27 protein-coding genes are annotated in these 22,539 nt (G+C 70.7%); 8 read left to right on the plus strand and 19 right to left on the minus strand.

Features of this window, described 5'->3' with window-relative positions:
* Window positions 1-12: 12 nt before the first annotated feature.
* Window positions 13-1,362 carry an ABC transporter substrate-binding protein gene (locus tag ACQEVU_RS49950; protein WP_433337384.1) on the minus strand — a complete coding sequence of 450 codons (1,350 nt, stop codon included), beginning with the start codon at window positions 1,360-1,362 and terminating at the stop codon, window positions 13-15.
* An 85-nt stretch (window positions 1,363-1,447) separates the two neighbouring features.
* Here ACQEVU_RS49950 and ACQEVU_RS49955 point away from each other — a divergent pair, with 85 nt between their 5' ends.
* Together ACQEVU_RS49955 and ACQEVU_RS49960 are read left to right on the plus strand one after the other, a co-directional pair.
* A complete protein-coding gene (locus ACQEVU_RS49955; protein WP_433337386.1) occupies window positions 1,448-1,885 on the plus strand; it encodes a hotdog fold thioesterase in 438 nt (145 codons plus the stop codon).
* A 78-nt stretch (window positions 1,886-1,963) separates the two neighbouring features.
* Window positions 1,964-2,356, plus strand: coding sequence for a hypothetical protein (locus ACQEVU_RS49960; protein WP_433337388.1), 393 nt, complete (start codon window positions 1,964-1,966; stop codon window positions 2,354-2,356).
* On the opposite strand, the gene ACQEVU_RS49965 is transcribed toward ACQEVU_RS49960, so the two are convergent.
* Both ACQEVU_RS49965 and ACQEVU_RS49970 read right to left on the minus strand, forming a co-directional pair.
* Complete coding sequence (locus ACQEVU_RS49965) at window positions 2,353-3,561, minus strand: ABC transporter substrate-binding protein (protein ID WP_433337390.1); 1,209 nt, start codon at window positions 3,559-3,561, stop codon at window positions 2,353-2,355. The two genes, ACQEVU_RS49960 and ACQEVU_RS49965, sit on opposite strands and share 4 nt — an antisense overlap.
* Window positions 3,562-3,670: 109 nt before the next feature.
* Window positions 3,671-4,489, minus strand: coding sequence for an alpha/beta hydrolase family protein (locus tag ACQEVU_RS49970; protein WP_433337392.1), 819 nt, complete (start codon window positions 4,487-4,489; stop codon window positions 3,671-3,673).
* Between the two features lie 95 nt (window positions 4,490-4,584).
* Here ACQEVU_RS49970 and ACQEVU_RS49975 point away from each other — a divergent pair, with 95 nt between their 5' ends.
* Window positions 4,585-5,124, plus strand: a complete 540-nt coding sequence (locus tag ACQEVU_RS49975; RefSeq protein WP_433337394.1) for a bacterial proteasome activator family protein — start codon at window positions 4,585-4,587, stop codon at window positions 5,122-5,124.
* 562 nt (window positions 5,125-5,686) lie between these two features.
* On the opposite strand, the gene ACQEVU_RS49980 is transcribed toward ACQEVU_RS49975, so the two are convergent.
* The 4 genes from ACQEVU_RS49980 to ACQEVU_RS49995 all read right to left on the minus strand — a co-directional run bounded on the left by ACQEVU_RS49980 (window position 5,687) and on the right by ACQEVU_RS49995 (window position 8,418).
* Complete coding sequence (locus tag ACQEVU_RS49980) at window positions 5,687-6,487, minus strand: HAD family hydrolase (protein WP_433337396.1); 801 nt, start codon at window positions 6,485-6,487, stop codon at window positions 5,687-5,689.
* Window positions 6,484-7,302 (minus strand): HAD family hydrolase, encoded by an 819-nt coding sequence (locus tag ACQEVU_RS49985; protein ID WP_433337398.1) that lies wholly within the window; start codon window positions 7,300-7,302, stop codon window positions 6,484-6,486. The genes ACQEVU_RS49980 and ACQEVU_RS49985 overlap by 4 nt, the downstream gene beginning before the upstream one ends.
* A gap of 88 nt (window positions 7,303-7,390) precedes the next feature.
* Entirely contained in the window at window positions 7,391-8,002 is a 612-nt protein-coding gene (locus ACQEVU_RS49990; RefSeq protein ID WP_433337400.1) for a hypothetical protein, read from the minus strand.
* Window positions 8,003-8,028: 26 nt separating this feature from the next.
* A complete protein-coding gene (locus ACQEVU_RS49995; RefSeq protein WP_433337402.1) occupies window positions 8,029-8,418 on the minus strand; it encodes a hypothetical protein in 390 nt (129 codons plus the stop codon).
* A 66-nt stretch (window positions 8,419-8,484) separates the two neighbouring features.
* Here ACQEVU_RS49995 and ACQEVU_RS50000 point away from each other — a divergent pair, with 66 nt between their 5' ends.
* The 4 genes from ACQEVU_RS50000 to ACQEVU_RS50015 all read left to right on the plus strand — a co-directional run bounded on the left by ACQEVU_RS50000 (window position 8,485) and on the right by ACQEVU_RS50015 (window position 11,065).
* Window positions 8,485-8,910, plus strand: a complete 426-nt coding sequence (locus ACQEVU_RS50000; RefSeq protein ID WP_433337404.1) for an OsmC family protein — start codon at window positions 8,485-8,487, stop codon at window positions 8,908-8,910.
* Window positions 8,911-9,136: 226 nt separating this feature from the next.
* Window positions 9,137-9,490: a metallopeptidase family protein gene (locus tag ACQEVU_RS50005; protein ID WP_433337406.1), complete on the plus strand. Its 354-nt coding sequence runs from the start codon at window positions 9,137-9,139 to the stop codon at window positions 9,488-9,490.
* A gap of 57 nt (window positions 9,491-9,547) precedes the next feature.
* A complete protein-coding gene (locus tag ACQEVU_RS50010; RefSeq protein ID WP_433337408.1) occupies window positions 9,548-10,276 on the plus strand; it encodes an AIM24 family protein in 729 nt (242 codons plus the stop codon).
* Window positions 10,277-10,351: 75 nt separating this feature from the next.
* Window positions 10,352-11,065, plus strand: a complete 714-nt coding sequence (locus tag ACQEVU_RS50015) for an AIM24 family protein (protein ID WP_433337410.1) — start codon at window positions 10,352-10,354, stop codon at window positions 11,063-11,065.
* Between the two features lie 13 nt (window positions 11,066-11,078).
* Here ACQEVU_RS50015 and pheA read toward each other — a convergent pair whose 3' ends face one another.
* The 5 genes from pheA to ACQEVU_RS50040 form a co-directional block, all read right to left on the minus strand.
* Complete coding sequence (gene pheA / locus ACQEVU_RS50020) at window positions 11,079-12,023, minus strand: prephenate dehydratase (protein WP_433337412.1); 945 nt, start codon at window positions 12,021-12,023, stop codon at window positions 11,079-11,081.
* A 14-nt stretch (window positions 12,024-12,037) separates the two neighbouring features.
* Window positions 12,038-12,547: a hypothetical protein gene (locus ACQEVU_RS50025; RefSeq protein WP_433337414.1), complete on the minus strand. Its 510-nt coding sequence runs from the start codon at window positions 12,545-12,547 to the stop codon at window positions 12,038-12,040.
* A gap of 36 nt (window positions 12,548-12,583) precedes the next feature.
* Complete coding sequence (locus ACQEVU_RS50030) at window positions 12,584-12,976, minus strand: ACT domain-containing protein (RefSeq protein WP_433337416.1); 393 nt, start codon at window positions 12,974-12,976, stop codon at window positions 12,584-12,586.
* Between the two features lie 78 nt (window positions 12,977-13,054).
* Window positions 13,055-13,510 carry a hypothetical protein gene (locus ACQEVU_RS50035; RefSeq protein WP_433337418.1) on the minus strand — a complete coding sequence of 152 codons (456 nt, stop codon included), beginning with the start codon at window positions 13,508-13,510 and terminating at the stop codon, window positions 13,055-13,057.
* A 97-nt stretch (window positions 13,511-13,607) separates the two neighbouring features.
* A complete protein-coding gene (locus ACQEVU_RS50040) occupies window positions 13,608-14,309 on the minus strand; it encodes a nuclease-related domain-containing protein (protein ID WP_433337420.1) in 702 nt (233 codons plus the stop codon).
* 191 nt (window positions 14,310-14,500) lie between these two features.
* Between ACQEVU_RS50040 and ACQEVU_RS50045 the strand changes: the two genes are divergently transcribed.
* Window positions 14,501-15,694 carry an arginine deiminase gene (locus ACQEVU_RS50045; RefSeq protein WP_433337422.1) on the plus strand — a complete coding sequence of 398 codons (1,194 nt, stop codon included), beginning with the start codon at window positions 14,501-14,503 and terminating at the stop codon, window positions 15,692-15,694.
* On the opposite strand, the gene ACQEVU_RS50050 is transcribed toward ACQEVU_RS50045, so the two are convergent.
* From ACQEVU_RS50050 to ACQEVU_RS50080, 7 genes are all read right to left on the minus strand, one after another.
* On the minus strand, window positions 15,677-16,564 hold the full coding sequence (locus ACQEVU_RS50050; protein WP_433337424.1) for a DUF5926 family protein: 888 nt from the start codon (window positions 16,562-16,564) through the stop codon (window positions 15,677-15,679). The two genes, ACQEVU_RS50045 and ACQEVU_RS50050, sit on opposite strands and share 18 nt — an antisense overlap.
* Before the next feature lie 105 nt (window positions 16,565-16,669).
* Window positions 16,670-17,095: an ATP-binding protein gene (locus ACQEVU_RS50055; protein WP_433337426.1), complete on the minus strand. Its 426-nt coding sequence runs from the start codon at window positions 17,093-17,095 to the stop codon at window positions 16,670-16,672.
* A complete protein-coding gene (locus tag ACQEVU_RS50060) occupies window positions 17,076-18,548 on the minus strand; it encodes an ATP-binding protein (protein WP_433337428.1) in 1,473 nt (490 codons plus the stop codon). The genes ACQEVU_RS50055 and ACQEVU_RS50060 overlap by 20 nt, the downstream gene beginning before the upstream one ends.
* A gap of 135 nt (window positions 18,549-18,683) precedes the next feature.
* Window positions 18,684-19,541, minus strand: coding sequence for a glycerophosphodiester phosphodiesterase (locus ACQEVU_RS50065; RefSeq protein ID WP_433337430.1), 858 nt, complete (start codon window positions 19,539-19,541; stop codon window positions 18,684-18,686).
* Entirely contained in the window at window positions 19,522-19,860 is a 339-nt protein-coding gene (locus ACQEVU_RS50070) for a rhodanese-like domain-containing protein (RefSeq protein WP_433337432.1), read from the minus strand. The genes ACQEVU_RS50065 and ACQEVU_RS50070 overlap by 20 nt, the downstream gene beginning before the upstream one ends.
* A gap of 26 nt (window positions 19,861-19,886) precedes the next feature.
* A complete protein-coding gene (locus tag ACQEVU_RS50075; protein ID WP_433337434.1) occupies window positions 19,887-21,044 on the minus strand; it encodes an LCP family protein in 1,158 nt (385 codons plus the stop codon).
* A gap of 221 nt (window positions 21,045-21,265) precedes the next feature.
* A complete protein-coding gene (locus ACQEVU_RS50080) occupies window positions 21,266-22,492 on the minus strand; it encodes an LCP family protein (RefSeq protein ID WP_433337436.1) in 1,227 nt (408 codons plus the stop codon).
* Window positions 22,493-22,539: the final 47 nt, after the last annotated feature.

Below are 22,539 nucleotides of genomic sequence, written 5' to 3' on the forward strand. Positions count from 1 at the left end.
TCGGCCGGACGGTCAGAGCTTGACGCCCCCGCTGACGAGTGCGCGGATGGCCAGGGCCGACTCGTCGAAGCCGACGACGAGGATGCCGGTGGCGCCGAAGCCCTTGATCTCCGTGCTGATCGGGTTGAACATCTTCGCGCCGTCGTCCTTCTCGTACTTGTCCTTGGCCTCGTACGTCTTGACCAGGATGTTCTCCGGCTTGATGCCGGCGGACACCAGGTCCTTCTTGACGCCCTCGGCGAGGCCGGTGCCGTAGGTGTCGCCGCGCGCGATGATCGCGACCTTCGTGTGCCCGTCGCGCATGATGATGTCGGCGACGGCCTTGGCCTGCAGTACGTCCGGCGGGGAAGTCCGGAAGAAGAAGCCCTTGTCGTCGAACTTCGTGAGCTCGTCCGAGGTCGCCGAGGGCGAGATCATGACGCGGCCCGCCTGCGCGACCAGCGGGATGACCGCCTTGCTCACGCCGGAGGCGCCCGCGCCGATGATCACCTGGATGCCCTGCGAGATGAACTGCCCGGCGGTGGCCTTGGCGACGTCCGGGTTGGTGCCGTCGTCGCCCTCCACGACCTGGACCGGCTGGCCGAGCACGCCGCCGGCCTCGTTGATCTCCTTGATGGCGAGCTTCGCGGCGGCAAACATCGGCGGGCCCTGGAAGGCCAGCGCACCGGTCTTCGGCAGCAGCAGGCCGACCTTCAGCGGGGGCTTCTGGCCGCCGCCCTTGTTGCCCGCCGGGGCGGCCGGTGGGGGCGTCTTGTCCTCGGTCTTCTCGTCGCCGGCGCCGACGAACTCCGTCTTGGCGTCGTCGATGGTGTTGCTGTTGCCGAAGTTGAGCACGCCGTACATGGCCGACGACGGCTCGCCGACGCTCGTGAAGCCGCTGCTGCGCAGGGAGATGCCGCGGTACTTGAAGTCCTTGCCCGACTTGGCGGCGGCCAGGCAGGCGGCGAGGGTGTCGCACGGGTTGTCACCCGTCGTGACGCCGATCAGCTGCTTGGCGATGGAGCCGGCGTCGGACGACCTGCCCGCCTCGGCGGCCAGGGCGGCGATGACGACGGCGTCGTAGGACTCGCCGGAGTAGTTGAAGTCGGTGAGCGACGGGTCGATGGCCTTGACCCGGCGCTTGAAGTCCTCACTGAGCGGGGTCAGCGGCGTCGTGCCCTTCATGCCGTTGAGCACCGCCGGGGAGTCCTTGAGGGCCTCGCCGAACGAGTTGGCCATGTTGCCGTCCGTGCCGTACAGCCGGACGTCCGCCGGACCCGAGTCGGCGTCACTCTTCGTGTCGGACGCGCAGCCTGATGCGGCGAGCAGCATTCCGATCGCCGTGATCGCTCCCACGATGGTGGTGGCCGATCGTGCGCGCATGGGCGTTCTCCTCCCCAAAGGTGCCGTGCGCACCTTAGCGCGGACGGCTCCAGGACTTAAGCGGGGGCGCGGGTACGCTTCCGGCATGGCTGATGCGGGAACCGAGTCGGAGATCACTGTCGGTGAGGAACTGCCGGGTGGGCTGTCCCTGGAGGGCACGCTGCCCGAGCGGATGGGCATCACCGTGCTCGAGGCCTCGCCCGAGCGGGTCGTCGCGACCATGCCGGTGAAGGGCAACACCCAGCCATATGGGCTGCTCCACGGTGGCGCTTCGGTCGTACTCGCCGAGACGCTCGGCTCGATCGGGGCGGCCATGCACGCGGCCCGGCTGTTCAACGGGATCGCGGTCGGCATCGAGGTCAACGCGACGCACCACAAGGCGGCCCGCGACGGCATCGTGACCGGCGTGGCGACGCCGCTGCGGCTCGGGGGCATGATCGCGTCGTACGAGATCGCCATCACCGACGATTCGGGCGATCGCATCTGCACCGCACGGCTCACCTGCGCGCTGCGCCGTTCGTGACCGAGGACTCACCCGGGGTACCGAACAAAAAGGCGGAAGAAACGGGCGGGTCTTGACCCGGCGACATACGGTTGCGGCGTGGATGACCCGGGAGACGAGACGTATCAGGACGCCGCCCAGGTCCTTGAGTCGGCGCTCGCGGGCGACGAGGACGCCGTGGTGCACACGTTCGACTCGGTGGTGGACCGGCGCGGCATGAGCGCCGCCTACGACGTCGCGTGGCGCCTGGCCGGCGAGATGGTGGGCGACAACCTGATCCGGGGGCCGTGGCGGCTGGACTTCCCGGACATCGACGAGGCCGACTACGACCAGCGGTGGGTGGCCCGGTTCGTGAGTGCGTACGCGAACGAGGACGCGCCGAGCGCCACGGCGCTGTTCACCGTGGCGCTCGTCGACGGCAAGCTGCCGGAGTGCCTGCTGACGCTGGCCGGCTCGGCGGTGGCGACGCTCAAGCGCCGCGGCGCCGCCTAACCCAGCGTGGTCAGCTCCGCCGTGAGCACGTTGGAGAGCACGGCGCCGTCGGCGCGGACCTGGCGCAGGTACCACCGCTGCAGCGGCGCCCGGTTCTGCGAGAACTGCCAGCCGCCGCGCGGGCTGTCGATCTGGCCGAGGCGGCCGATCGCGGCGTTGAGCGAGAACGAGTCCAGGCTCTTCGTGGCGTCGGTGATCGCCTTGTCGAGCACGGCGGCGGCGTCGTAGGAGGCCATCGCGTACGTCGAGGGAATCGACCCGAACGCCTTCTGGTACTCGGCGACGAACCGGCGGTTGGAGGCGTTGTCGAGGTCGGGCGAGTAGTTCAGCGAGGTGTAGATGTCCTTGGCCGAGTCGCCGAGCTGCTTGAGCAGGTAGCCCTCCGTGAGGCTGCCCGGCGCGAAGAGCTTGAAGGTGCTCGGGAACTTTGCGTTGCGGAACTGCTTGACGAACTCGACCGCGGTGGCGCCGCCGTAGCTGGCGTACAGCGCGTTCGCGCCGGAGTTCTTGACCTGGCCCAGGATCGCGGCGAAGTCCCTGCTGCCGTACGGCGTGGTGCGGGCCGTCCCGGCGATGTTCCCGCCGGCGCCGCGGAGGGTCTCCACGAACATCCGCACGTCGTCCTCGTCGCCGTTGGGCCCGGCCTGCCCGATGACGGCGATGGCGCCGCCGCCGTTCGCGGCCACCCAGGGCCCGATCGCCTGGGCCGGCTCGGTCGAGACGAAGGAGGTGCGCCAGATGTACTTCGCGCCCTGCAGCGTGCTCGGCGAGGCGTTCGACCCGACGAGCGGGATCTGCCCCGCCTCGACGGTCTCCTTCATCGCCAGCATCGACTGCGGGTTGACAACGCCGGTGAGCGCGAGGACCTTCTCTTCCTTGATGAGCTTCTCGGCGGCCGCCTTGCCGGTGTCGCCGGTCTCGCCCTCGTCGACCTTCACCAGCGTGACCTGGCGCCCGCCGAGCTTGTTGCCGTGCGCCTGCAGGTAGAGGCTGAAGCCGTTGTCGAGCTCGTTGCCGAGGTCCTTGAAGGCGCCCGTCTGCGGCACGATCATGCCGATCTTCACGGGCGGGCCGCTCGGCACGCTCGTCGAGTCGGTGGAGTCGTCCGAGCCAGTGCTGCAGGCGGACAGGATCGGCGCGGTCATGCCCGCCACGCCCGCGGCCGTGAACAGCCGGAGCGCCTGGCGGCGGTTGAGGTTGGACACGTGCTCTTCCTCCCCGGTACCCCGAACGGGGCGCGGCTTGCTTGGTGGGCCTCTCGCGAGGCACGAGCCTACAGCCCAGGGTGGGTTCTACCGCCATCGCGGCGGGGAGTCAATCGCCGTCGACGGCCTCGCCCCTGGTCACCGTCCCGAAGGCGGCGAGGACGGCCGGCCACGCGACCGACAACGGATCGATGACGGCGAAGTGCTCCACCCCGGCCAGCTCCACCAGCGTGGTGTCGTCGCCGGCCCGGCGGGCCGACCGGCAGTAGTCGCGCGACAACTCCACGGGCACGATGTCGTCCTCGGCGCCGTGGACGATCACGGTGCGCACGCCCGAGGGCAGGTTCCGCATCGGGTCGGCGGAGTCGTACGCGCCGGGGACCACGTCGGGCGCCCCGCCCAGCAGATCGCCGACGGCGCCGTCGTCGAGGTTGAGCTCGTACGCCTTCTTCAGGTCGGCCACGGGCGCGAGCGCGACCACGCCGCCGACGGCGTCGGGGGCGATGGCGGCGTACCAGAGCGCGAGGTGCCCGCCCGCCGAATGGCCGGACAGGATCGGCCGGTCGACCGACACGGGCAGGAGTCCCCGGTGCGCAATCTCCTTTGCCAGCAGATCCGGTACGGCCACCGCCGCCGCGGCCACGTCGGAGAACGTGCCCGGCCACCCGCCGCCGGCCTGCCCGGTCCGCCGGAACTCGATCGTCGCGACGGCGTAGCCGCGGGCCGCGAGATCGGCGGACAGCGGCCCGGCATGGGCGCGGTCCCACTCGTGACGCCAGAACCCTCCGTGCACGAACAGCACCAGGGGCGCCTTCGGTACCCCGGGCAGCCGCACGTCGGCCACATGGTCCGGGTGCTCTCCGTAGCGCAGCGTGAAGTCCGGCGGCGGGGCCGGCCGGTTCAACACGTCCCGGGCATTGCTGGTCACCGGGAGACGTTATCGCGTTACGAAGCGTGGCAACAGGGCCCGGTTCGGCACCCCTTGGTGGGCAGTCGCGAGGGCCGTAGGACAGACTAGGAGCCATGGCAGAAGAGGCGCAGGACGAGTCGCGCACCGTGCTGGTCGTCGGCCCGGACGGCCGCCCGCTCGGCACGATGTCCACGGGCGAGGACGAGAACGCGGAAGACCCGAGCAAGCTCATCGAGCAGCCCGCGAAGGTCATGCGCATCGGCAGCATGATCAAGCAGCTCCTCGAGGAGGTCCGCGCCGCCCCGCTGGACGAGGCCGGCCGGCAGCGGCTCAAGGAGATTCACCGTCGTTCGATCACCGAGCTCGAGGACGGCCTGGCGCCGGAGCTGCGTGACGAGCTGGAGCGGCTCTCGTTGCCGTTCGAGGAGGGCTCGACCCCGAGCGAGGCCGAGCTGCGCATCGCGCAGGCCCAGCTGGTCGGCTGGCTGGAGGGCCTCTTCCACGGCATCCAGGCCGCGCTGGTGGCGCAGCAGATGGCGGCGCGGGTTCAGCTCGAGCAGATGCGGGGGCGGCCGGCGCTGACCGGCGGCCCGGGGGGCCTGCCGGGCCAGCCGGGTCATCCGCCGTCGTCGGGCACGGGGCAGTACCTGTAAGCGCGACCGTGGGCCGCATCGCTTCGGCGGTGCGGCCCTCCTGTTTTCCCGACAAGTCGGGCACTCCGTGCCACGACTTGTCGGATTTATACCCTGTCAGGCGATTAATCCGCGCTCTGATCGCCCGCGCGGCGCTGCGGGATCATGCTTGCCGCCGGCTGATGCCGACCTGGTTGCGGCCGCGGGCGCGGTCCAGGCCATCGCGGACCAGCTCGACGCCGACCCCGCCGCCCGGCCTCGTCGCCACCATCAGCCGGCGGCCGATCGCCGGATGAATCGGACATTGGCATGAGCCGGGAGAAAACCTCGCCTGCGCCTGGGCCCCGCCGCCGTGCCGCAGCACGATCGTCGGGGCTAAAGGTCGGCTCCGGTGCCTCTACCGAGCACGGCGTCGAGGTCGTCGAGCTGGTGCCACTTGGTGGCGTCGCGCGGTTTGAGTCCGGACTGGAGGAACCAGCGCTTTGGGAGTAGAGCGACGATCGAGGCCGCAGCCCGAAATAAGGTATAAGTCGGATAAATCTGGACGCGCCAGCGGCCGGATTTATCCGGAAAAAGGTCGACCTCAGTAGTTGTAGACCCGCTCAAGGTACAAGGCCACGCCGTCTTCCTCGTTCGTCGAGTCCGTGGTGTCGTTCGCCGCGGCGCGCACCGCCGGATGCGCGTTCGCCATCGCCACGCCGCGGCCCGCCCAGGTCAGCATCGGCAGGTCGTTCGGCATGTCGCCGAATGCGATCACGTCCGCCTGCGCCACCGCATGCGTGCGGGCCACCCGGGCCAGGGCCGAAGCCTTCGTCACGCCGAAGGCCGAGACCTCCACCATGCCGCTCGACGAGGAGTTCGTGGCCTCCGCGAGGCCCGACAGGCAGGCGCCGACGCGGGCCGTGAACTCGTCCGGGGGCTGGGCGCCCGCGCGGACCAGGAGCTTCGCCGCCGGGCGGGTCAGGATCTCCGCCAGCGACGCGGGGGCCACGGTGTGGTGGTCGACCTCCCACGGGCCGACGGGAAAGTGGGGCTCGTGGCGCATCTGGCGGCCGCCGTCCTGCTCCACCGCGAAGACCACGCCCGGCACCTCGGCCCGCAGGCGGGACACGGCCTCGGCCAGCGCCTCGCGCTCCAGCGGGGCGCTGTGGACCACCGTGTCGGTGGCGGGGTCGTAGGTGGACGCGCCGTTGGCGCAGATGGTCAGGGCGCGCACGCCCAGCTGCTCGTACACCGGATAGATCCAGCGGATCGGGCGCCCGGTGACAAGGACGATGAAGACGCCGGACTGCTCCAGGCGGCGGAAGACCGCGACCGTTCGGGGGCTCACGGTGCGGTCCTGACGGATCAGGGTGCCGTCGAGATCCGTCGCGATCAGTTTCACAGCCTCAACATAGCTTCCAGGTATGTCGCGACGCCGTCCTCGTCGTTGGTGAGCGTCGTCTCGTCGGCCAGCGCGCGCAGCTGGGGGTGGGCGTTGGCGACGGCGACGCGCGAGAACCCGGCCCAGCGGAACATCGGGATGTCGTTGGGCATGTCGCCGAAGACCAGGACGTCGCCGGGGTCGATGCCCAGCGCCGTGGCGACGACCATCAGGCCGGTGGCCTTGTCGACGCCGGGCGGGCAGATCTCGATGTACCCCAGGCCGGCCTGCGTCACCGTGGCCAGGTGCGGCGGGATCAGGCGCTGGGCGACGGCCAGCACGGCGTCGACATCCTGGAACGGGTGCCGGGCGAAGCCCTTGATGACCGGGCCGGTCAGGCACTCGGCGCGCACGCGGGCCTCGACGGCGTCGTAGCGCCAGTTGGGGTCGGTGTCGCCCCACAGCGGGGCTTCGTGGTGGTCTCCGGCCTCGATGAGCACGGACAGCGTGCCGAGCTCGCGCTCCAGGCGGGCCAGCACGTCGGCCAGGACGGCGCCGTCGAGCCGCTCGTCGCGCAGGACGACCGGGTGCTCCGGCTCGCGCACGTCGACGACCCGGCTGCCGCCGCCCATGACCAGGAATTCGGCGGCCGGGATGTCGTGGCGCACGAGCGCGGTCAGCCGGGGGCCCCGGCCGGTCGCGCCGACCACATGGATGCCGGCCGCGCGCACGCGATCGAGGACATCGCGGGTGTACTCCGAAACCGTCTCGTCGCTGCGCACGAGGGTCCCGTCGAGATCCGTCGCGATCAACTTCGGTAGGCCTGAACCACGCATGTGCTGCTCCTTCCGCATCAGCGGGGCAGCAACCGTACCTCCGGGATCCGCACCGGTGACAGGCTGCGAGTAAAACTCGACCGAACGTTTACTGGAACGGCGGCGGTACAGGGGTCACGGTGAGCTCAAGCGGCTCACCACCCTCGGGCTCCTCAGTGCGGCGGCGCATCCGCACCACGGCCGACGGCGACCAGGCGGCGAGCACCAGGGCCGCGGCCAGCACGAGCACGGCGGCGTAGGCCAGGTAGTACCCCGACCCGCTCTTCACCATGTCCGAGTCGAGGTTCAACGCCGCGAGGCTGGTGCTGCCGACGTGGTCGATGACGCCCTTGAGGCCGACGAGCGCGATGAGGTTGCCGGCGAACAGCCCGATGCCGGCGCCCGTGGCGGCCCGGCGCACCGCGGCGGGCGCGAACAGCACCATGGCCAGCGCGGCCAGGCCGAAGCCGAGCGTGAGCAGGTAGACGGTCATGTGCGCGACGTTGAAGTAGGCGACCGGCATGTCGACCGTCTTGGCGGCCGCCCCCGCGTCCTCGCCGTCGGTCAGCCGGCCGGCCGCGTCGAGGTTGAGGCTGGCCCACGGCAGGTACTGCGCGGCCAGGGCCAGCCCGAACCCGATCGCTGCCAGGGTGATCGCGATGACCTTCGGGCGCGGCTGCTCCGGCGCGATCTCCGGCGGCGCGAGTTCCAGCTCAGACATACGGCGCATGGTAGAGCCGAAGCCTGTCAGCCGGATGTCCCGCGATGTGCCCTTCCGATCGCGATCAGCCCGCACGCGAAGCCGAGCGGCGGCAGCGACGCGAGCCCGAGCCAGCCGCCGGCGCCGGCCGGGCCCTCGACGGTGGTGATAAGCCCCACTGCGACGAAGGCGGTGACGACCGACAGGATCGGCCCGGCCACGCCGGCGAACCTGCGGCCCTGGTTGACGCCCATCGCGGCGGTGCCGAGCACCGCGAACAGGGCGAACAGCAGCATGACGTACCACAGGCCGAGGCGGATGTTGAGCACGGTGACGCCCTGGAGGCGCTGCCACGGCACGAATATGGATGCGGTACCGCTGAGCAGCCCAAACAACGCCAGCCAGCCCCCGATTCGCACCAGTTTGCGCGACAACACCGTTGCTCTCCTCCGTTTGCGCGAGCTCGTCCCACCCGGGACACGGAATGGGCTAGCGTCTGGTTCATGCCAACTCGCGTTTCATCGGCCCGCTGGGAGGGCGACCTCCGCTCCGGCTCCGGCACCGTCGCCACCGGCTCGGGCACGTTCCAGGGCAAGTACTCGTTCCCGTCCCGCTTCGAGAGCGGCGACGGCACCAACCCCGAGGAGCTCGTGGCCGCCGCGCACGCCGCCTGCTACTCGATGGCGCTGTCCAACGGCCTCGCCAAGGCCGGGCACACGCCCACGTCGGTCGAGACGTCCGCGGCCGTGCACCTCGGCCAGGTCGAGGGCGGCTTCGCCATCACCCGCATCGACCTGACCACGCGCGGCGACGTCCCCGGCATCGACGCCGCGGAGTTCGAGAAGTTCGCGCTGGAGGCCAAGGCGGGCTGCCCGATCTCCAAGGCCCTCGCCGCCGTCGAGATCACGCTCGACGCTCAGCTCGTCTAGCGCCTGTTTCATGACTGGGGTGGGAGCGAGGCCGAGTCCAGATTTCGTCTGGCGGTGGCCCGCGGAAGCCTGGCTACCGGTGTTGTAACCCGGCTTTCGCGGGACGCCGCCAGGCGGAATCTGGGCCGGCCGCAGCCCCGCCTCAGTCATGAAACAGGCGCTAGCGGCCAGCTCCTCTGCACCAAACGTTCTTGAGAGGGTTCCCGATTTCGGGGACCCTCTTCGCATGCCCGTAAGCATGAGCAAGGAGCGGTTCGAGGAGCTGGTCGGCGAGGCCCTCGACGAGGTGCCCGAGGAGCTGCTCGACCTCATGGACAACGTGGTCATCCTGGTGGTCGACGACGCGCCGCCGGAGGACCCCGAGCTGCTGGGCCTCTACGAGGGGCACGCGCTGACCGAGCGGGGCTGGGACTACTCCGGAGTGCTGCCCGACCGGATCTCGATATACCGCAAACCGATCCTCGCCATCTGTGACGATGAGGACGACGTCGTGGACGAGGTCGCGATCACGGTGGTCCACGAGATCGCCCACCACTTCGGCATCTCCGACGCCAGGCTGCACGAGCTCGGCTGGGACTGAGGTTGCGTCGACCGTCTAGTGTCACTGTACGGTTGGCATTTCTGAAGGGGACTATCCATGCGCAGTGCGCTGTTCGCCGCCGAAAACATGGAGAAGGAGTCGCAGCAGCCCGGCCTGCGGCTGCAGAACTCCAAGCTGCTCAAGGCCGAGCTCAACGGCGAGATCATGGCCCGCACCGGGACCATGGTCGCGTACCAGGGACAGGTCCAGTTCAAGGCGCTCGGCTCGGGCGGCGTCAGCAAGTGGCTCAAGTCGAAGCTGACCGGCGAGGGCGTGCCGCTGATGAAGGTCAGCGGCCGTGGCGACGTGTTCTTCGCCGACCGCGCCTCCGACGTGCACCTCATCGACCTCGAGCCGGGCGACGCGATCTCGATCAACGGCTCGAACGTGCTCGCCTTCGACTCGACCCTGCAGTACGACATCAAAATGGTCCAAGGCATGGGCATGCTGTCCTCGGCCGGCATGTTCAACTGCGTCTTCTCCGGCCACGGCCGGCTGGCCATCACGACGAAGGGCACCCCGGTGGTGCTGACCGTCGACCAGCCGACCTATGTCGACCCGCAGGCGGCGATCTGCTGGTCGGCGAGCCTGCAGACCGGCTACCACCGCGCCGACCAGATCGGCCTCGGCACGCTGCTGGGCCGCTCGACGGGCGAAGCCTTCACGATGAGCTTCGCCGGTCAGGGCTTCGTCGTGGTCCAGCCGTCCGAGGAGATCCCGCACGGCCTCGCCGGCGGCCGCGGCAACCAGCAGCAGGGCGTGCTCGGCGGCATCCTGGGCGACTGAACGTCGATAGCGAGTAGGTAACGGGCCCTCCACGCGCTGGTGGCGGGCCCGTTCACGTTCGCTACGCTCCTGGTCGTGCGAGGTGACATTTTCAAGGCCGAGAATATGGCCCAGCCCCCGACCCAGGCAGGCATGAGCCTGCAGCACTCCAAGTGCGTCAAGTACGCCGTCAACGGCGAGGTTCTGGCCCGCCAGGGCGTGATGGTCGCGTTCCGCGGCAACCTCGGCTTCGAGGTCAAGAGCCAGGGTGTCGGCAACTTCCTGAAGCGCGCGGTCACGGGCGAGGGCGTGTCCCTCATGAGCGTCCGCGGCCAGGGCGAGGTCTGGTTCGCCGCCGGCGCCGCCGACTGCCACATCCTGGACATCGAGCCGAACGACGCGCTGTCCATCAACGGGCGCAACGTGCTCTGCTTCGATCCGACGCTGCGGTACGACATCCAGATGGTCCGCGGCGCCGGCATGTTCGGCGGCGGCCTGTTCAACTGCGTCTTCACCGGCCAGGGCCGGCTCGCCATCGTCTCCGAGGGCGCGCCCATCGTGATCCCGGTGAGCCCGCAGGCGCCGGTCTGCGTCGACACCGACGCCGTCGTGGGCTGGTCGAGCAGCCTGCAGACCAGCATCCAGAAGAACCAGAGCCTCAAGTCGATGCTGCGCGGCGGCTCGGGCGAGCTGTTCCAGCTGGCGCTGCAGGGTCAGGGCTTCGTCATCGTGCAGCCGAGCGAGGGCAAGCCGGCCCCGGCCCAGCAGAGCAGCGGCGGCGGCCTGCTCGGCAGCGTGCTGAGCGGCTGAAAGGCCGCAGCTACTACGACGTTTCCCCGGCGCGGAGCCTGGCCAGCCAGGCTGCCGCGTCGGCGAAGTCCACGTCGGCCAGGCCCGGCGCCGGGCGCGGCGGCGGGTCGCCCTGTGCCGCGCGCGGGTAGGAGCCGAGGAAGCGCACGTCGGCGCAGATGCGCCGCAGGCCCTGCAGCGCCTCGCCCATCTGCCGGTCCGCGACGTGCCCGCCGCAGTCCAGGAAGAAGACGTACCGCCCCAGGCGCTCGCCGGTCGGGCGCGACTCGATGCGGGTCAGGTTGACGCCGCGGACCGACAGCTCGGTGAGCACGGCGAGCAGCGCCCCGACGCGGTCGTGCGAGATGTAGACGGCGAGCGTGGTGAGGTCGTCGCCGGTCGGCGGGGGCGGCGGGCCGGGCCGGGCCACGAGCGCGAAGCGGGTCATCGCGTCCGGGTTGTCGGCGATGTCCTTGGCCAGCACGTGCAGGCGGTATCGCGCGGCGCCGATCTCCGCGCAGATCGCCGCGTCGAACTCGCCCTCGGCGGCGCCGATCGCCGCGGTCGCGTTGGACAGCACGTCGACGACGGTCGCGCCCGGCACGTGGTCGCGCAGCCACTTGCGGCACTGGGCGCCGGCCTGCGGGTGGGCGGCGACCGAGCGCACCGAGTCCAGCCGCCGGTCCTCGCGGGCGGCGAGGACGAACTGCACCGGCAGGACCACCTCGCGGGTGATGACCAGCGGTTCGCCGTTGGCGAGCTCGTCAAGGGTCACGCCGACCTGGCCGCCGATCGAGTTCTCCAGCGGCACGAGCGCCGCGTCGGCGTCGCCGCCGCGCAGGGCGTCGAGCGCCTCGGGCACGCTGCGCGCCGGGGTCAGCTCGCCGCGGTCGGCGGCCGGGATGGTCTTGAGCGCCTGCTCGGAGAAGGTGCCCTCCGGACCCAGGTACACGAACCGCGTCGGCGGCACACCAGGCATGACACCCAGCGTAGTCAGCAGTCGACGGCGGCGAGGAACGCGGGGGGTGCGTTGAGCCGCACGTCGGCGGTGCACGGGTCGGTGCCCGCGGTGACGACGGTCAGCGCCGTCGGGCTGCCCTTCGTGATCACCCGCAGGGGCTCGCTGTCGGCGACGCTGAGCACGGTGTACTGCCACACGCCCGAGCACACCGGCTGCTTCTGCACGCTCACGCCGCTGCCGGCCGGCAGGTTGCCACGGGTCAGCCGGACCGCGGCGATCACCTGCTCGCCGCTGGGCTTGCCGTTGCAGTAGGTGACGTACTGGTCGGAGAACCCGGCCGGGCTCGGCGAAGCGCTGCGCGAGGGCGACGGTGCCTGGGTCCGCGGGGCCTCGGCGGTCGTCGGCGGTGCGACCGGAAACAGCGGCTCCTGGCTCAGGAGGCTGGGCGCCGGCACGGGCGGTGCCGAGTCGGACGAATGCCGGCAGGCGCTCAGGAGACATCCAAGGCCGACGATCGCCAGCACGGTCGCCGCGGTTCGCATCCGCCCATCGTAGGAGTGGCGGATCGCGCCCGGAAGTCAGGTGGCGACGCGATGCCCGGCGGCGGCCAGGGCGGCCAGCGCCTCGCCCAGCCGCACGGCCGGGACCAGCAGATAGTCGGTGTCGAAGGTCGAGAAGGCGAAGATGTTCACCCGCGCTTCAGCGAGCGGCGAGACGATCGAGGCAAGGATGCCCGTCAATGCGAGCTGGACCGGTCCGACGACCCGCAGGCACCGCCACGGGGTCTCGACGGTGGCGCCCTCGGGGACGCGGCCGGCCGGGCAGAGGATCGAGACCTCCTCCGGCGTCCAGGTCACCGAGATGACCTCCGCACCGGCCGTGGCGGCCTCGAGCAGGCCGTTGGGCACGGGCGATCCGGCCGACAGGCGGCATATCGCGTAGTCGCCCGGCAGGAGCGCAAGGTCAAGCATGACAAGGAGCGTACGGGGCAAACGCACACAGTGGCGGCGTGCGTGACGACAGTAACTCCGTATTGACGAAGTTTGCCGCTATTGGATGGCCGAGAAGAAGGTCAGCGACCCAACGACCTTGCCCTCTTCGGTGAGCGGCGTGGCGATCGCGTCGAACGTCCCCGGCCCGTTGGCGCACCGGATGCGGATGAGGCCGCGGGCCAGCCGCCCGGAGGTGAGCGCCAGCAGCGACGGCATCCGCGCGACCTCGATCTGCTCGAGCGCATTGCCGTCGCCGAAGTCGAGCAGCCGCAGCACGCCGTCGCCGTCCAGCAGCGACCGGTTGATCGGCGACTCGGCCAGGCCGAGCATCGCCTCGAACGAGGCGGACATCGCGACCACGACCACGTCCGAGTCGATCACCAGGCAGGGCTCGGCGGCGCCGTCAACGGTCGCGCCCCAGCGCTCCAGCGACGACTCGGCCGGATCCACGGTCCGGGTGGGAACCGGCGGTTGATGCGGGTCGGAGATCGAGAACTCGACGTGCTGCGGCACAGCGCCTCCTCAGGCACCGGTCGTGCAATTGCGAACACCCGGCGAGACAGCCCGATCGTGAATCATCGTCGCAACGCTTCCGGCCACCTCGAAGAGGCTACTCCGAGTGACCCCGCTTGTCAGTTCCCACCTGCTCGCCGTCGCGGTACCAGCGGTAGTCCTCGGCAAGGTCGCCGTAGTCCGGCGGAAACCACGTCCCGGGGTGCGTGGCCAGGGCAAACACCTTGTCCACGGTCTCCACGGCGAGCCGCTGCCCGCGGGCGTTGAGGATCCTGGGCAGCTCGCCGTAGGCGGTGACCAGGCAGCCTTTGGGCACGCCGTAAAAACTGATCTTTCCGCTACCGGCGAACGCGAGGACGGGCATCACGGGGATCGACACGCCCGCGCTGCGCGACAGCGCCTCGGAGGCGGCCTTGGCCTCGCGGCGGGCCTCCTCGACGTATCGCGGGCGCTTGCCGTCGATCTGCACGATGTCGCCCGCGAAGGAGACGCGGCTGCGGCCGTGGTCCTTGACCGTCACGGCGAACACCCCGCCCGGCCCGACCGCCAGGAACGCGGTGCGCTCGGCGCCGCCCAGCTCCCGCAGGTCCAGGACGTGCCACTCCTCGCCCAGGTGCCCGATGAGGTGGCCGATGCGACGGTAGAGGCGGCTGTGCGCCGCTTCCTCCCGGCGCGTTTCGCGCTCGGCCCTCCGGTTGCGAACCCAGTCGATGGGGGTCGGCCGGCCCGCGTCAACGATGACGCGCTCTTCGAACCCTTCGGGCTGCGAATCTTGACCGCGGTACAGGACGTCGGTCATGTCGCACACCTCCGATGTCGCCGCTTCGGTTGCGTGTGTGTCCAAACACCGTACGTGAGCATGTCTACACCACGCACGATCAGATCGCGGAATGACATGGAATGACTGGGATGAATGCCACATTCACGGCGGGTCATGAATTTGCAGATGGCGCCAACCGGGGGACGCCGGCGCGGCCGTAGGCTGATCCCATGAGTGTCGACAGCGAGGTCGGACGCCTGATCACGGTGCTGTTGCACCGCCCCGGCGCGGAGCTCGCGCGGCTGACGCCGCGCAACAACGACTCGCTGCTGTTCGACGGCATACCGTGGGTGGGCCGCGCTCAAGAGGAGCATGACACGTTCGCCGCGGCGCTGCGAGCGCATGGCGTGGAGGTCCTCTACGTCGCCTCGCTGCTCGCCGAGGCGCTCACGATCGAGGCGGCCCGCGCGGAGGTGACCGCGGCCGTCCTCGCCGACGTCCGGCTCGGCGACACGCTGCGCGAGCACGTGGCCGAGCACCTCGCCGCGCTGAGCCCCGCGGAGCTGGCCACCACGCTCGTCGCCGGCCTGTCGCGGGCCGAGCTGCGCCGCGGCGGCGGGCTCGTGCACGCGCTCATGGCGCCGGGCGACTTCGTGATCGACCCGCTGCCCAACCTGCTCTTCACGCGCGACTCGTCGGTGTGGGTCGGCCCGCACGTGGCGGTGACGAGCCTCGCGATGCCCGCGCGGCGCCGGGAGACGACCCTCACGCACGCCATTTACCGTCATCACCCCCGATTCAGCGGCACGGCGATGCTGTACGAACCCGCGCTCGAGCACCTCGAGGGCGGCGACGTGCTGCTGCTCGCGCCCGGCGTGATCGCGGTCGGCGTCGGCGAGCGGACCCGCCCCTCGGGCGCGGAGCGGCTCGCGCGGCGCTGCTTCGCGGCCGGCCTCGCCACGACGGTGCTCGTGGTGCCGATCGCCCAGGAGCGCGCGACCATGCACCTCGACACCGTGTGCACGATGGTCGACGTCGACGCGGTCGTGATGTACCCCAACGTCGCCAGCTCGCTCGTGGCCTGGACCGTGACCGAGGACGCCTGCACCGGCCCGGCGCCGTTCCTCGCCGCCGCCGCGAGGGCCATGGGCATCGACACCCTGCGGGTCATCGACACCGGCCTCGACCCGGTCACCGCCGAGCGCGAGCAGTGGGACGACGGCAACAACACGCTCGCGATCGCGCCACGGCTGTGCGTGGCCTACGAGCGCAACGTCCACACCAACGCCCAGCTCGAGCGGCAGGGCATCGAGGTCATCCGGATCCCGGGCTCGGAGCTCGGCTCGGGCCGGGGCGGACCCAGGTGCATGTCCGCCCCGATCGCTCGGACGTCGTTACGGCAGGAGTCAGCGCAGGGGCTGTAGGCGCCCGATCAGGCCCTGCTTGCTGCGGCGCTCGGTCGCGTTGAGGGGCTCGGAGACGGCCAGGGCCTCCTGGTAGCGCTTGGCGAACTCGGCCACCGGCGCCTCCCAGTGCTCCGCCTCGATCTCCAGCGGCAGGTCCCACACCGGCGCCAGCAGCCCGTGCGCGCGGAACATCCCGGCGAACTTCGTGTTGTCGCCGAGCAGCAGCCCGCCGCCGGCGGAGAGGCGGGCCAGCGCGTCCAGGGCGCGGTCCTCGTCGTCGCCGAGCACGAGGCGCACGTGGGATCGGTCGGTCACCCGGCACCAGTACGTGGCCGGGGCGGCGGCCAGCTTCACGGTCGGGAAGATGCTCGCGTTGGCCCGCTCCAGCGAGGCCCGCACGTTGGGGTCGTCGGTGGCGTTCTCGTCGAGCCAGAACTCGAAACCGGTGTGCACCGTGATGTCGAGCGGCTCGTTCTCGATCACGTCCTGCAGGCGGTCGCCGAGGCCGGGCAGGGCGGGGATGTCGACGGTCTGGCCGAGCGGGGTCTCCAGCGCGCACTGCAGCGCGACGGCGAGGTCCCGCGACACGTCGCCGGACTGGACGTGGCGCTGCAGCCCGATGAACACCCGCCCGTCGGGCTTGGTCATGGCGGGCCAGGCCATCGGCAGCACGGTCGCCAGGGTCACCGGCCGGTCGCCGTACTTCTCGGCGAACGCGGGCGCCAGCTTCAGTGGCGCCGAGGCGGCCGGCACCAGCTCGCGAAGGGCGATCCACTCCGGCTCGTCGGCCAGGCCCTGGAACGGCCGCCCGACGTACACGTCCCGGATCTTCTCGCGCTTCTCGCCGCTGCTGGCGCGGCCACGGGGGGTCTTCGCACGCTTGCTCACGGCGATCCAGCCTAGGCGTTCCCCGCCGCGGGACGCGCGCACACCACCCGCTCCGGCGCGTCAGTCACCCTTACCGCTGGGACGTTTCGGACATATGCCCGCAAACTACAGCGTTGCCCAGACGCATTGGCCCAGGCCGTCGCGCTCGACGCCCCAGCCCTTCGACAGCGCGGCGACGATCGTCAGGCCGCGGCCGTCCAGGGCGTCGGGGGCGGCCACGCGCATCTGCGGCCCGGCCGGGGAGCCGCCGTCCGTCACCCGGATCTCCAGCGTGCCGTCGGGCATCAGGCGCCAGGCCACGCGGATCACGTCGCCGGGCAGCGGGGAGGCGTGGCGGACCGCGTTGCCGACCAGCTCGGCGGCGATCGCGATTGCGTCGTCCAGACGGTCGGGCGCGACCAGGGTGTCGAGCTCGCCGGCCAGGCGGTGGCGGGCCACGTGGGCGCCCCGCGCGTGGTGGGGGACCACGACGCACCAGGCGCGCGGTTCAGCGACGGTTGTGGACACGCTCTCAAGCCTCCCCGGGGCCATCGGCGTCAGCTCGGGGCAGTCGCACCTCGGCGACGGTCCCTCCCCCTCGACGTGGTCGCAATGATACCCATCCATGTTGCCGCTCGACGATTCTGCGTACGAGGTACAGGCCGAGCCCCACGCCGCCGCTCGTGCGCTGGTCGCCAATCTCCAACTGCCAGAACCGGTCGAACGCCCGCTCGACATGCTCCGGCCGGATCCCGATGCCCCGGTCCGAGACACGGAACCAGACGGTCTGCGGGTCGGCGCCGGCCGTCAACTCGATCTGTACCCAATTCGGGGAGTATTTACCCGCATTGGTGACCAATTCCGCCAATACGGTGGCCAGGCTCGCCCGGTCGCCCCGGGCCTTGGGCAGCGCGTCGGGCAGGGACACGACCAGGGACCGGCGCTGCTCCGCGTTGAGCTCGTCGACCGCCCCACCGAGCGACTCGACCAGGTCGAACGGCAGCAGCGTGGTCGACTCGACCGCCCCGCCGTCGTCCCCGACCGCGTTGAGCAGGCGGTCGACGAGCCGGCTGAGCTCGCGGGCGCGCTGGCCGACGACGTTGATCGCCTCCCGGCGGGCGGTGTCGCCCAGGGACTCCCAGTGGTCGACGAGCGTGTCGGCGTACCCCCGGATGACCGTGATCGGCGTGCGCAGCTCGTGGCCGGTGAGCGCGAGGAACAGGTCGCGGCCGTCCGGCGGCGGCTCGGGGCGGGCGCGGAAGGACACCGCGAGGTCGCCGACGGGCAGCCGGGCCGCGCGGATCTCGATCCACGTGCCGCGGGGCAGCTGGTGCTCGATCGTCTCCTCGCCGGCCGGCAGCGGGAAGGGCCAGGGCTCGCCGATCGCGACCTCGGCCGGCCGGGCGGTGAGCAGGGCGGCCGGCGGGTTCCACGAGCGCACCCGGCCCTCGGCGTCCAGCAGCGCGAACGGCTCGGACGCGGGCTCGACTGCCGGGCCGTCGCTGTACACCGGCAGCCCGCGCCCCAGCCCGTACTGCAGCGCCACGAACGCCGACAGGAACGCCAGCGCCGCGCGCTGCTCCTCGTTGGCGGCGCCCTCGGCGTCGTTGTAGCTCACGGCGAGGACGCCGACGCCGGTGCCGTTGGCGATGACCTCGGAGGCCATGATGCGGTGCAGGCCGCGGTTGTCGAGCTGCTGCCCGCCGGACGTGCCGATGAGGCTGCTCGGGAACTCGCGGACGCGGGAGCCGTACTGCAGCAGCCCCCGCACGGCCGGGTGGATGAGGTCGATCGGCCGCCCGAGCGACCAGTCCATGTCACCGGCGACCGCGACGACCCGCCCGTTCTCCTGCGCGTACTCGATGAACGCGGCGCCGGTCGCCCCGGTGGCCGCGGCGGCCACCTCGACCGAGCGCTGCAGGCCGGTCAGGCCGCCGCCGCCGGAGCTGAGCTCCTCCGCGACCTCGGCGAGGCCGCCGAAGACCAGCGGAGCAGCATCGACCATGGTGCGAGTCTGCCTTCCCCGGCCGCGCTTTGAAAGGTGGTCGCCGCGGTTTTCCAGCTTGCCTCACTCATCGGCGAGCATGGCGCCGGCCCGGGCGGCCCGCGGACGTCAAGGTCAGTCCCGGAGCGCAGGGCGTCACGGGTCAGGGCGCAGGCCCATCTCGCGGAGGCGGTCGATCACGTACGCCGGGCGGTCGGAGATGATGCCGTCGACGCGCAGTTTGACCGTGAGGTCGACCTCGTCCGGCTCGTTCACGGTCCACACGTAGACGGGGTGCCCGCGCCGGTGCAGGCGCTCGACGAGCTCGGGAGACACCCGCAGCAGCTGTACACCGGGACCGCCGATCGTGCTCCCCGGCGGCAGCCACCCGATGCGGCTCGGCACCGACCACACGTCGATCAGCATCACGGTCGGCAGGTGCGGGGCCAGCTGGCGCACGCGGCGGACCGCCGTCGACGAGAACGACATGACGGTGACCTGCAGGGGGCGGTCCGGGTCGGGGCGGTCCAGGTTGTACCGCCGCAGCAGCTTCAGCACCGCGGACTCCACGGCGCTGCCGTAGCGCACCGGGTGCTTGGTCTCGATGAGCAGGCGCATCGGGCGGCCGGCGTCGGTGACCACGCCGAGCAGCCGGTCCAGCGTCAGGACGCGGCCCCGCCAGTGGCCGTCGGCCTGGTAGCGGTCGACGATCAGCTCGTCGGGCGCGTCGGGCCGCTCGGCGTGCCAGGAGGCGAAGTCGAAGCGGTCCAGCTCGGCCAGGGTCTGCGTGCTGACGCGGCCCCGCCCGTCGCTGGTGCGGTCGATGCGCGAGTCGTGCAGGCACACCAGGTGGCCGTCGCGGGTGAGCCGTACGTCGCACTCGAGCCCGTCCGCGCCCTCCTCGATGGCCTGCAGGTACGCCTCGAGCGTGTGCTCGGCGTGCCGGCGCGACGAGCCCCGGTGCGCAAAGACCAACGGCCGGTAGACGTCCGGCTCAGATGACCCGAGGAGCACCGCCGTCCTCGCTCACCATGGGCCGGCCGTGGGCCTCCCAGCTCTGCATGCCACCGTCGAGGTTGATCGAGCGGTCCCGCCCGTTCTGCTGCAGGAACGCGACGACCTGCGCGGAGCGCCCGCCGACCCGGCAGACCACGACGACGTCACGGTCCTCGGGTATGTCGTCCAAGCGGGCCGGGATCTGCATCATCGGCACGTGGAACGCGCCGGGCGCGTGGCCCGCCGCAAACTCGTCGTCCTCCCGGACGTCGAGCAGGAAAACATCGTCCGCTACGTCGCCGGCCGAGACGGCCGGGATGGAAGGTCGCCTGAACACCGCACCAGGCTACCTGCGGGCGGTGACTACATGTGGTTGACCCACGTGGGATTCTCGACCGCCCATGAGTCGAGCTGGTCGTTGCGGACCGCGCTGTAGAGCGCCTCGGCCTCGGGCAGGGCCACGACGTAGGAGATCCCGCCGATGTCCTGCGGCTCGGACGGCACCTGCAGGCCCATCAGGTTGTCGGGGCTGATGTTGCGCAGCGCGAACATCAGGTCGGCCAGGGGCAGGCCGTTGAGGTCGACGGTGAGCGCCTGGCCGATCGCCCGGATGAACCGGTCGGCCGCCACCGGGTTGGTGGTGAGGCCCTTCTCCTTGGCCTTGGTGAGCATCGCCCGGATGAACCTCTGCTGGTTCTTCTGCCGGTCGTAGTCGCCGTTGGGCAGGCTCTTGCGCTGCCGGACGAGGTCGAGCGCCTGGTAGGGCTCGAGGTGGTGGCAGCCGGGCTCGTACACCGCCGGGTGGCCGCCCTGCTCGGGCGAGAGGTAGTTGCCCTTGTCGTCCCAGCCGAGGTGGATCGAGGTCACCTTCTGGTCGATGCACATGTCGACGCCGCCGAGCAGGTCGACCGCCGCCTTGAAGCCGTCGAAGTTGACGATCGCGGCGCCGTCGAACTGGATGCCGAGCAGGTCGTGCAGCGTCTCGGAGAGCAGCTGGACGCCGCCCTCGCCGCCCCCGCCGTACTGGAACGCGCCGTTGATCTTCTGGTGCGACGCGCCCTTGAAGTCGGTCGGCGCGAACGCGGGGATCTTCACCCGCAGGTCGCGCGGGATGGACAGCAGGTAGGCGCGGTCCATCGTCGCCGGGATGTGCAGGATGATGATCGAGTCGGAGCGCTGGCCGTCCTCGGGGTCGAGCGCGCGCAGGTCGGAGCCGAGCAGCAGGAAGTTGAGCGGGCCCTCGACGTCGCCGTGGTGCGTCTCGTCGGCCGTGCCGGCCCGCGAGTTCTGGCCGAGCAGCGTGCTCTGGTTGATGTTGTTCGTGTATCGGTTGCTCAGGATCGGGACGGCGGCGACCGCGGCGCCGGAGACGAGCGCGATCGCGAGGCCCGCCACGATAAGCAGCTTCGCCCAGATCGGGTCGCGCCCGGGAAGCTTCGGCTTCTTGGACTTTTCCGGACCTTTCGGGCCGGCATGGTCGACGGGGGAAGCGTTGGCGGTGCCGTCGAACTCCTGCTGCATCACTGCCCCCGAGCCGCCCGCGTACATTTCGGCGGGAATCTATTCGAGTCTACGTTCGCGGCGGCAAGTCTGCGCACCGCGAGCCCGGCGCGTGATCTCCTGGAAAGCCGTCAAACAGGCGATTTCTACTCGCTGACGTCCAGTTAAGCAATGAGATCTATGCGACAGCCCGGGCATGCAACCCCACCGAAGGGACGACATGCCCGGGCTTGCCCGTTTTCTCACTTAGCCTTGGAGGGAGAGGCGGAGGGCTTCGGCCCGTTCGCCGCCATCCAGTCGTTCATCTTGTCGTTGCGCACGGCGTCGTACAGTGCGGTCGCCTTCTCCTTGTCCGGCACCACGACGTCCTCGCCGTTGATCTTCTTGCTGCCGTCGTTCGGGCTCACCATGAACGTCAGGTCGTTACTGCGCAGGTTGCGGAACTGCAGCGCCATGTCGGCGAGGGAGAAGTCCTTGTCGACGGTCATCGCCTTGGTGACGGCCTTCAGGAACGAGTTGAGCTTGGCCGGGTTGGACACCGTGCCCGAGCTGACCGCCTTGTCGAGAATGGCCTTCATCATTTCCTGCTGGTGCCGCATGCGGGCGAAGTCACCGTCGGCGAACTGGTAGCGCTGCCGCGCGTAGTCCAGCGCCTCGTCGCCGTTGAGGTGGTTCATGCCCTTCTTGAACTGCCGCTTCGGCGGGTGGATCGAGGTGATGTCCTTCTCGATGTTCATGTCGATGCCGCCGAGCGCGTCGATCACCTGCTTGAAGCCGCCGAAGTCGATGAGCAGCACGTGGTCCATGCGGACGTTGGTGTACTCCTCGATCGTCTGCACGGTGAGCGGCGTGCCGCCCCACGAGAACGAGGCATTGAGCTTCGCGTTGGTGTTGCCGTACTGCGTCGTCTGGCTCTTCGGAATGTGCACGTAAAGGTCGCGCGGCATCGAGATCAGGTAGGCGTGCTGGTGATCGGCCGGGATGTGCATCACGATCATCGTGTCGGTGCGCCACTCGCCGGCCTTGCCCTTGTTGTCGGGGTCCCGGGAGTCGCTGCCGAGCAGCAGGATGTTCAGCGCGCCGTCAACCGTCTTGGCCGGCCGGCCGCCGGTGATCTGCGAGAACGGGTCGTCGCGGTTGAGGCCGGCGTCGACCGAGCGGTAGTAGGCATAGCCGCCGATGCCGGCCAGCAGGGCCAGCAGGAGAACCGCGCACCCGGCGACCAGGGCGATGCGGCCCCAGCGCGGGCGGATCTTCTTGCGGCCCGAGTACTCGCCGCCGTTGCCGGGCGTGCGCCCGGGCCGGTCCGGCGGGGGCCCGGACGGTCGGCCGTACACGCCGGGCGCGGCCGGGCTCGACGGGGCGTTGGCTGCGGAGACGCGGGCACGGGCGCCCGACGTCGGTGCGAGCGCGCCGGGCACGGTGGCCCGACCCGAGGACGGGCCGCGTGAAGCTGGCGTGTTGGGCATGAAACCACCATACGAACCCGGCGCCGTCGCGCCACGTAACCGCGGCG

It is taken from the genome of Dactylosporangium sp. CA-139066 (genome assembly GCF_050936175.1).
Taxonomy (GTDB): domain Bacteria; phylum Actinomycetota; class Actinomycetes; order Mycobacteriales; family Micromonosporaceae; genus Dactylosporangium.